Origin of the sequence: Mumia sp. (assembly GCF_028803055.1) — a bacterium.
In the GTDB taxonomy this organism is placed as follows: domain Bacteria; phylum Actinomycetota; class Actinomycetes; order Propionibacteriales; family Nocardioidaceae; genus Mumia.
The window spans coordinates 1-8,367 of the sequence record NZ_JARBCJ010000153.1 but is presented as its reverse complement, the minus strand read 5'-3'; the positions used below and the strand labels follow the sequence as shown (position 1 = coordinate 8,367).

Sequence of the window (8,367 nt, the reverse complement as noted above, 5' to 3'; positions counted from 1 at the left end):
CACTCCTCGTTGACCTCGGGGTCGTCGCCGGCCAGGCGACGCATCACCTTGCCGCGGCGGTGGTCGACGCGGATCGCCGCGCCGCACGCGTCGTGCTCGGCCACCGACGGCGTCGAGACGAGGTCGAACGGGCGCGAGCGGAACCGGTAGGCGCTGCTGGTCAGGGCGCCGACGGGACAGATCTGGATCGTGTTGCCCGAGAAGTAGGACGAGTAGGGCTCGTTCTCGTAGATCGCCACCTGCTGGAGCGCCCCGCGCTCGGCCATCGCGATGAACGGGTCACCCGCGATCTGCTCCGAGAAGCGCGTGCAGCGGGCGCACAGGACGCAGCGCTCCCGGTCGAGCAGGATCTGCGGCGAGATGGCGAGCGGCTTGGGGAAGGTCCGCTTGACCTCGTTGAAGCGTGTCTCGCCGCGACCGTGGCTCATCGCCTGGTTCTGCAGCGGGCACTCGCCGCCCTTGTCGCACATCGGACAGTCGAGCGGGTGGTTGATCAGGAGGAACTCCAAGATCCCCGTCTGGGCCTTGTCGGCGACCGGTGACGTGACCTGCGTCTTGACGACCATCCCCGGCGACACCGGGAGCGTGCACGACGCCTGCGGCTTGGGGAAGCCGCGCCCGTTGCCCGCGTCAGGAACGTCGACGAGGCACTGGCGGCACGCGCCCACAGGCGCCAGCAGCGGGTGGTCGCAGAAGCGCGGGATCTCGACACCGATGAGTTCGGCGGCGCGGATCAGCAGCGTGCCCTCCGGGACGCTGACCTCGACGTCGTCGATGGTCAGCGTCACGAGGTTCTCGTCGGCACGAGCAGCCTCGGTGCCGGACTCGTTGTTGTGGGTGACGGTCATGCCGACGCTCCCTTCCGCCAGGCCGTGGAGGCCTCGTATGGGAACAGGTCCCATGCCGGGGTGTGCATCCCGGCCTCGAACTCGTCGCGGAAGTGCTCGATCGCCGACGTGATCGGGCTCGTCGCCCCGTCGCCGAGCGCGCAGAACGCACGTCCGAGGATGTTGTCGCACTGGTCGAGGAGCAGCTCGATGTCGCCGTCCTGGCCCTTGCCGGCCTCGAGGCGCTCGAGCGTCTGGACCAGCCACCAGGTGCCCTCACGGCACGGCGTGCACTTGCCGCAGGACTCGTGCTTGTAGAACTCGGTCCACCGCAGGACGCAGCGGACCACCGAGGTGGTCTGGTCGAACACCTGCAGCGCCTTGGTGCCCAGCATGGAGCCGGCACCGGCGACGCCCTCGTAGTCGAGAGGGACGTCGAGGTGCTCGGCGGTCAACAGCGGTGTGGACGAGCCGCCGGGCGTCCAGAACTTCAGCTCCGAGCCCTCGCGCATGCCACCGGAGAGGTCGAGGAGCTCGCGCAGCGTGATGCCGAGCGGCGCCTCGTACTGACCGGGGCGCTTCACGTGGCCCGAGAGGGAGTAGAGCGTCATGCCCTTGGACTTCTCGGTGCCCATCGAGCCGAACCAGTCGGGTCCGTTCTCCACGATGCAGGGCACCGAGGCGATGGACTCGACGTTGTTGATCACCGTCGGCGCGGCGTAGAGGCCGGCCACCGCGGGGAAGGGCGGTCGCAGCCGCGGTTGGCCCCGGCGCCCCTCGAGGGAGTCGAGGAGCGCGGTCTCTTCACCGCAGATGTACGCGCCGGCGCCGGCGTGCACGACGACGTCGAGGTCGATGCCCGACCCGAACACGTCCGTCCCCAGGAACCCTGCCTCGTACGCCTCCTCGACCGCGGCCTGGAGGCGACGGATCACGTGCAGCACCTCGCCGCGGACGTAGATGAACGCCTTCTTGGCCCGGATCGCGTGGCAGGTGATCGCAACGCCCTCGACCAGGGTGTGCGGGCTGGCCATCATGAGCGGGATGTCCTTGCAGGTGCCCGGCTCGGACTCGTCGGCGTTGACGACGAGGTAGTGCGGCTTGTCGCCGCCCGGCTTGCTCGGGTCCTGCGGGATGAAGCTCCACTTCATGCCCGTCGGGAAGCCGGCGCCGCCGCGCCCGCGCAGGCCGGAGGCCTTCACGGTCTCGATGAGCGCGTCCGGCTCGGTCTGCAGGGCCGTACGCAGGGCGGCGTACTCGCCGTACGCGTCCAGCGTCCACGCGCGCTCGTGGTCCCACCCTCGGGTGAGGACCGGGGTGAGGGGTGCGACGCTCATTCGGTCTCCTCCGCCTCGTCGCGCTGTGCGGGTGGGGTGGTGCTGTCGTCGACCTTGGTCTCGGACTCGGCCCGCTGGGTGTCTGCCTGCTTGACGGCGGCACCGGCGTCGTCGCCGGTGGTGCCGGTCTCGCTCGGTCGCTCGCCGCTCAGCTGGTCGCCGCTCGGGCGCGCACCGTCGGGGGCTGTCCAGCCGTGCTCGTTCGCCAGCCGCAGACCCGCGAGGGACGGCTCCCCCGCGGCAGGGCCCTCGTGGGCGCGACCGTCGGGGAACCCGGCGAGCACACGCTCGGCCTCGCGCCAGCTGGTGATCTGCGCGCCCCGGGTCGCCGTGCGGGTCCTGCCCGCGCGCAGGTCGTCGACGAGCTCGACCGCGGAGTCGGGGGTCTGGTTGTCGAAGAACTCCCAGTTGACCGTCATCACCGGCGCGTAGTCGCAGGCCGCGTTGCACTCGATGTGCTCGAGCGTCACCTTGCCGTCGGCGGTCCGCTCGTCGTTGCCGACACCGAGGTGCTCGCGCAGCCGGGCGAAGATCGCGTCGCCGCCCATCACCGCGCACAGCGTGTTGGTGCAGACCCCGACGTGGTGCTCGCCGACGTCACGCCGCTTGTACATCGTGTAGAACGTCGCGACGCCGTTGACCTCCGCCGTCGAGACGTCGAGGAGCTCGGCGCACAGCTCGATCCCCTCGGCGGTCACCCGGCCCTCGACGGACTGCACCAGGTGGAGCATCGGCAGCAGGGCCGATCGCTTCTGCGGGTAGCGGGCCATGATCGCCTGAAGGTCGTCGCGCACGCGTGCGGAGTCCAGACCACTCACCGGTCCACTCCTCCCATCACGGGGTCGATGCTGGCGACGGCGACGATGACGTCGGAGAGCATGCCGCCCTCCGACATCGCCGCGGTCGCCTGCAGGTTGCTGAAGGACGGGTCGCGGAAGTGCGCACGGTACGGACGGGTGCCGCCGTCGGAGACGAGGTGGCACGCGAGCTCGCCGCGGGGGGACTCCACGCTGGTGTAGACCTGGCCGGCCGGGACGCGGAAGCCCTCGGTCACCAGCTTGAAGTGGTGGATCAGCGCCTCCATCGACTCACCCATGATGTGGCGGATGTGGTCGGCCGAGTTGCCCTGGCCGTCGGGACCCACAGACAGCTGCGACGGCCAGGCGATCTTGCGGTCCCCGACCATCACCGGAGCACCCTCCAGCCCGCGCAGGCGGGTCACGCACTGCTCGACGATCCGCAGGGACTCGTCCATCTCGTCCATGCGGATGCGGAAGCGTCCGTACGCGTCAGGCTCGTCGCGCGTGATGACGTCGAAGTCGTACGTCTCGTAGCCGGAGTAGGGCTGCTTCTTGCGAAGGTCCCAGTCGTACCCGGTCGACCGCAGCGGCGGTCCGGTGACGCCGAGCGCCAGGCAGCCGGCCAGGTCGAGGTAGCCCACGTCCTTGAGGCGGCCCTTGAAGATCGGGTTCTGGTTGCAGAGTGCGGCGAGCTCCGGGAGCCGCTTGCGCATCAGCGCGACGAACCGGTCGACCGCGTCGAGCCCGCCTTCGGGGACGTCGACGGCGACGCCGCCGGGTCGGATGTAGGCGTGGTTCATCCGCAGGCCCGTGAACAGCTCGAAGATGTCGAGGCAGAGCTCGCGCTCACGGAACCCGACCGTCATCACGGTCAGGGCGCCGATCTCCATGCCCCCGGTCGCGATCGCGACGAGGTGCGAGGAGATCCGGTTGATCTCCATCATCATCACGCGCAGGACCTGGGACTTCTCAGGGACCTGGTCGGTGATGCCGAGGAGCTTCTCGACGGCCATCACGTAGGCGGCCTCGTTGTACATCGGGGACAGGTAGTCCATCCGGGTGCAGAACGTCACGCCCTGCGTCCAGGTCCGGTACTCCATGTTCTTCTCGATGCCGGTGTGCAGGTAGCCGATGCCGCACCGGGCCTCGGTCACCGCCTCGCCGTCGATCTCGAGGATCAGGCGCAGCACGCCGTGGGTCGACGGGTGTTGCGGACCCATGTTGACGACGATGCGCTCGGAGGCGTCGGGATCGACGCCCGCGACCACGGTGTCCCAGTCCTGACCGGTGACGGTGAAGACGCGCCCGGACGTCGTGTCCTGGCTCTGGGCGTACGGGTCGGGACCGGTCTGTGTGGTGCTCATGAGTAAGACCTCCGCTCGTCTGGCGGTGGGATGGTGGCGCCCTTGTACTCGACGGGGATGCCGCCGAGCGGGTATTCCTTGCGCTGCGGGTGACCCGGCCAGTCGTCGGGCATGAGGATCCGGGTGAGCGCGGGGTGGCCGTCGAAGATGATCCCGAAGAAGTCGTACGTCTCGCGCTCGTGCCAGTCGGCGGTCGGGTAGACCGATACGACCGACGGGACGTGCGGGTCGGCGTCGGGCACGGCGACCTCGAGGCGGATGCGCCGGTTGTGGGTCATCGACAGCAGGTGGTAGACCGCGTGCAGCTCGCGGCCGATCTCGTGCGGGTAGTGGACCCCGGAGATCCCGCTGCAGAGCTCGTAGCGCAGGGCCGCGTCGTCGCGCAGGTGCCGGGCGACCTCGAGGATGCTCTCGCGCCGCACGTGCAGGGTCAGCTCGTCGCGGTCCACCACGACGGACTCGACCGCACCCTCGCCGGCGAGCTGCTCGAGCCGGTCGGCGACCTCGTCGAACCAGCCGCCGTACGGCCGTCGCGCGGTGCCCGGCATGGCGACCGGGCGCTGCAGCCTGCCGTAGCCAGAGGTGTCGCCGGAGCCGCGGACGCCGAACATGCCCTCGCGGACCTCGACGACCTCGAGCGTGCGGGCCTCCGACGGGACGACCTCCTCACCGCCGACGGTCGTGCTGCTCGGGTCCTGGGTGCTCCCGCCGGTCATCGCAGCAGGCCCTTCATCGCCGAGGCCGGCACGGCCTCGAGAGCGACCTTCTCGTCCGAGTCGATCTGGTCGAGGCGGTGCTGGCCGAGCTTGGTCTCCTGGATCTTGGTGTGCAGCTTCATCACCGAGTCGATGAGCATCTCCGGCCGCGGCGGGCAGCCGGGAAGGTACATGTCGACGGGCACGATGTGATCGACGCCCTGCACGATCGCGTAGTTGTTGAACATCCCGCCCGAGCTCGCGCACACACCCATCGCGAGCACGTACTTCGGGTTGGCCATCTGGTCGTAGATCTGCCGCAGGACCGGCGCCATCTTCTGGCTCACGCGGCCGGCGACGATCATCAGGTCGGCCTGGCGCGGCGAGGCCCGGAAGACCTCCATGCCGAAGCGGGACGAGTCGTACTTGGGAGCACCGAACTCCATCATCTCGATCGCGCAGCAGGCCAGGCCGAAGGTGGCCGGCCAGAAGGACGCCTTGCGGAAGTAGCCCGCAAGCCCTTCCACGGTCGTCAGCAGCACTCCGCTCGGGAGCTTCTCCTCCAGGCCCATGTCAGTCCCACTCCAGTCCGCCGCGGCGCCAGACGTACACGTACGCGACGAAGACCGTCGCGATGAACAGCAGCATCTCGACGATGCCGAACCAGCCGAGAAGGTCGAACTCCACCGCGAAGGGGTAGAGGAAGATGATCTCGACGTCGAAGACGATGAAGAGCATCGCCGTGATGAAGTACTTCACCGGGATGCGGCCCCCGCCGACCGCCTGGGGGGTGGGCTCGATCCCGCACTCGTACGAGTCGAGCTTGGCGCGGTTGTAGCGCTTGGGCCCGGTCATCGGCGCGATCAGCACGGAGAACACCGCGAACGCTCCCGAGATGACGGCGAGCACCAAGATCGGCGTGTACTCGGTCACCGCATCCTCCCTTCGTGAAAATCTTCACGAGCCTGTTCACACGCTCTCACGGTCGAGTGAGATCTTGTGTTTCACGTCACTATGCCACGGCTTCGAGGCTGGTTCGACAGGGGGTGGGCGAGGTCACGGGCCGCAGCGCGACATGCTGTCCCACCTGCGATTACGTCCCACCGGCGTTGCGTAATTCAATCGCCACAGGGCGGGCGTAACGGGCGGGTCAGCCCTTGGTCGCGGTGTGGAGGGCCACGATGCCGGCGGAGAGGTTCTCCCAGCGGACGGGACCCCACCCGCTGTCGGCGATGACCTTGGCGAGGCCCAGCTGGTCCGGCCAGGCCATGATCGACTCCGCCAGGTAGACGTACGAGTCGGGGTTGGACGAGACAGCGCGTGCGGCCGGCGGGAGCGCCCGCATGAGGTACTCGAGGTAGACCTTGCGGAACGGGCCGAACGTCGGGTGGCTGAACTCGCAGACCACGAGGCGACCACCCGGCCGGGTGACCCGGAGCATCTCCTCGAGAGCGACCGCCGGCTCGTGGACGTTGCGCAGGCCGAACGAGATCGTGACCGCGTCGAACGAGTCGTCGGCGAACGGCAGCCGCATCCCGTCACCGGCGGTGAACGGAAGCTCGCCGTGGTGACGCTTGCCCTCGCGGAGCATGCCGATGCTGAAGTCGCACGGCACGACGTACGCGCCGTCCTTCGCGAACGGCACCGACGACGTCCCCGTGCCGGCCGCGAGGTCGAGGACCCGGTCTCCGGGACCCGCCGCGACGAGGTCTCGCACCCGACGGCGCCAGTGGCGGTCCTGCCCCAACGACAGCACGTCGTTCGTGAGGTCGTAGCGTCGCGCGACGGCGTCGAACATCGAGGCGACCTCGTGCGGCTGCTTGTCCAGGCTGGCTCGGCTCACGCGCCTACTGTGTCACGCGCCGCAGCGGTCGCCGGGGAACGGGTCGTACCCTGGCTGACGTGACCGACACCGTCGTCCCCCTGCGTGGACCCCTCCGGCTCGTGGCGCAGACGGTCTCTCTCGACCCCGCCGCGCTGGAGGACGTCCCCCTCACTCACCTGCTCCCCGCCGACGGCGCGCTGGCCTGGGTCCGCGACGGCGACGGCATCGTGGGATGGGGTGAGGCTGCCCGCATCGAGACCGCCGGCGACAAGCGCTTCGCCGAGGCCAGTCAGTGGTGGCGCGAGGTCTCCGCGCACGCCGTGGTCCGAGACCGTGTGGGTGTGCCCGGCAGCGGCCTGTTGGCCTTCGGGTCGTTCGCTTTCGCCGACGACTCCGGACGCACCCGCGGCCGTGAGCCCGGCAGCTCGGTCCTGATCGTCCCCCGGGTGGTGGTCGGTCGACGCGGCGGGACCACCTGGGTGACCACCATCCGCGAGGAGGCGCTCGCTCCGTCGGCCGACGTCGCCCCTACCGACGCCCCCTCCGCCCCCGAGGACGCTGTCTTCACCGACGGGTCGACCTCCGGCACCCAGTGGGAGTCGATCGTGGCCGAGGCGGTCCGCCGTATCGAGGCCGGTCGACTCGACAAGGTCGTGCTCGCGCGCGACCTGGTCGCCGACCTCGCCGCGCCGCTCGACGTCAGAGCGCCGCTGCGTCGCCTGGCCGAGGCCTACCCCAACTGCTGGACCTTCCACGTCGACCACCTCTTCGGTGCCACGCCCGAGATGCTCGTCCGCCGTGAGCGAGGTCTCGTCACCTCCCGTGTCCTCGCCGGCACCATCCGCCGGACCGGTGACGACGCCCGCGACCTCGCGCTGGCGGGCTCGCTCGCGCGTTCCAGCAAGGACCTGGAGGAGCACGAGTACGCCGTGCGATCGGTCGCCGACGCCCTCGAGCCGTACTGCTCGTCGACCAACGTCCCCGAGACCCCGTTCGTGCTCCACCTGCCCAACGTGATGCACCTGGCGACCGACGTCGCCGGTGTCGTCGCCGACCACGAGTCGGCGAGCGCCCGCGACCTCGCCGAGGCGCTGCACCCCTCGGCGGCGGTGGGCGGGACACCGCGCTCGGTCGCGCTCGAGCTGATCGCGGAGATCGAGCATCTCGACCGTGGCCGCTACGCGGCGCCGGTCGGGTGGATCGACGCCGACGGCGACGGCGAGTGGGGCATCGCGCTGCGCTCGGCGGAGTACGACGGCGCGCGGGTGCGCCTCTTTGCGGGGTGCGGGATCGTCGCCGACTCCGACCCGGAGGCTGAGCTCGCCGAGGCGCAGGCCAAGCTCGTCCCGGTGCGCGACGCGCTCACCAGCGCCTAGGAGAACAGTCCGGCGAGGTCGTCGGCGCTGAGCTCGCCGGAGGACGAGGAAGCCTCGTCGAGCACGCTGGCGACGAGCTCGGCCTTGCGGGACTTCAGCTCGACGACCTTCTCCTCGATCGTGCCCGCGGACACGAGCCGGTA

9 protein-coding genes are annotated in these 8,367 nt (G+C 69.9%); 1 reads left to right on the top strand and 8 read right to left on the bottom strand.

Features of this window, described 5'->3' with window-relative positions:
* The 8 genes from PV363_RS13675 to PV363_RS13640 all read right to left on the bottom strand — a co-directional run.
* Positions 1-848: 2Fe-2S iron-sulfur cluster-binding protein (locus PV363_RS13675; RefSeq protein WP_301022591.1), on the bottom strand; the 848-nt coding region annotated here is incomplete at its 3' end.
* Complete coding sequence (gene nuoF / locus PV363_RS13670; RefSeq protein ID WP_220342125.1) at positions 845-2,164, bottom strand: NADH-quinone oxidoreductase subunit NuoF; 1,320 nt, start codon at positions 2,162-2,164, stop codon at positions 845-847. The genes PV363_RS13675 and nuoF, both read right to left, overlap by 4 nt.
* Positions 2,161-2,973, bottom strand: a complete 813-nt coding sequence (gene nuoE, locus PV363_RS13665; protein WP_220342541.1) for an NADH-quinone oxidoreductase subunit NuoE — start codon at positions 2,971-2,973, stop codon at positions 2,161-2,163. Before nuoE ends, nuoF begins: the two co-directional genes overlap by 4 nt.
* A gap of 5 nt (positions 2,974-2,978) precedes the next feature.
* Positions 2,979-4,328, bottom strand: a complete 1,350-nt coding sequence (locus PV363_RS13660) for an NADH-quinone oxidoreductase subunit D (protein ID WP_220364920.1) — start codon at positions 4,326-4,328, stop codon at positions 2,979-2,981.
* Positions 4,325-4,939: an NADH-quinone oxidoreductase subunit C gene (locus tag PV363_RS13655; protein ID WP_255559082.1), complete on the bottom strand. Its 615-nt coding sequence runs from the start codon at positions 4,937-4,939 to the stop codon at positions 4,325-4,327. Before PV363_RS13655 ends, PV363_RS13660 begins: the two co-directional genes overlap by 4 nt.
* Before the next feature lie 101 nt (positions 4,940-5,040).
* Positions 5,041-5,595: an NADH-quinone oxidoreductase subunit B gene (locus tag PV363_RS13650; protein ID WP_220342128.1), complete on the bottom strand. Its 555-nt coding sequence runs from the start codon at positions 5,593-5,595 to the stop codon at positions 5,041-5,043.
* A 1-nt stretch (position 5,596) separates the two neighbouring features.
* Entirely contained in the window at positions 5,597-5,956 is a 360-nt protein-coding gene (locus PV363_RS13645; RefSeq protein WP_220342129.1) for an NADH-quinone oxidoreductase subunit A, read from the bottom strand.
* A 217-nt stretch (positions 5,957-6,173) separates the two neighbouring features.
* The gene (locus tag PV363_RS13640) at positions 6,174-6,866 is read right to left on the bottom strand and encodes a demethylmenaquinone methyltransferase (protein WP_220342130.1); all 693 of its coding nucleotides are present in this window, start codon (positions 6,864-6,866) and stop codon (positions 6,174-6,176) included.
* A 134-nt stretch (positions 6,867-7,000) separates the two neighbouring features.
* Between PV363_RS13640 and PV363_RS13635 the strand changes: the two genes are divergently transcribed.
* Positions 7,001-8,224, top strand: a complete 1,224-nt coding sequence (locus tag PV363_RS13635) for an isochorismate synthase (protein ID WP_301022592.1) — start codon at positions 7,001-7,003, stop codon at positions 8,222-8,224.
* Positions 8,225-8,367: the final 143 nt, after the last annotated feature.

Coding starts and splice junctions, on each gene's coding strand:
- nuoF (WP_220342125.1), bottom strand. CDS start 2,164: ATGAGCGTCGCACCCCTCACCCCGGTCCTCACCCGAGGGTGGGACCAC.
- PV363_RS13660 (WP_220364920.1), bottom strand. CDS start 4,328: ATGAGCACCACACAGACCGGTCCCGACCCGTACGCCCAGAGCCAGGAC.
- PV363_RS13655 (WP_255559082.1), bottom strand. CDS start 4,939: ATGTTCGGCGTCCGCGGCTCCGGCGACACCTCTGGCTACGGCAGGCTG.
- PV363_RS13650 (WP_220342128.1), bottom strand. CDS start 5,595: ATGGGCCTGGAGGAGAAGCTCCCGAGCGGAGTGCTGCTGACGACCGTG.